The organism is Variovorax sp. 01N429, assembly GCF_056399425.1.
Genome location: NZ_JBFTRG010000137.1, coordinates 1 through 430 on the forward strand (window position 1 = coordinate 1; position 430 = coordinate 430).

1 protein-coding gene is annotated in these 430 nt (G+C 72.8%); it reads right to left on the bottom strand.

All coding sequences use genetic code 11. The features are described 5' to 3' along the window. Positions 1-2: 2 nt before the first annotated feature. On the bottom strand, positions 3-430 hold a 428-nt coding region (locus AC1DSF_RS30950), incomplete at its 5' end, for an NADPH-dependent FMN reductase (protein ID WP_478184134.1).

A 430-nucleotide genomic window follows, 5' to 3' on the forward strand; every position in this document is an offset into this window, starting at 1 on the left:
GGTCACACGTCGTACGGACGAACCGCCCGGCCGTCCCGCAACGTCCGCCCCCACCAGTCCAGTTGCCCCAGCATCCCCTTGGCCGCCGCGTTCGTCCCGGCCTCGTCGACCGGAACGCCGTCCTGGTCGAACAGGCTCCACACCCCGTGGAAGCTCACCGAGTCGCGCATCGACACCGCGTGGAGCTCCGCGAACACCAGCCGCAACTGCTCGACCGCCCGCAGGCCGCCGCCCATGCCGCCGTACGACACGAAGGCCACCGGCTTGGCGCGCCACTCCTCGCGGAACAGGTCGATCGCGTGCTTGAGCGCCGCCGGGAAGCTGTGGTTGTACTCCGGCGTGACCACGGCGAACGCGTCCGCCGCCGCCAGCCGGGCCCCGAGGCCGACCACTTCCGGCGCGTCCGACGTGCCCGGCGGGACGATCACGG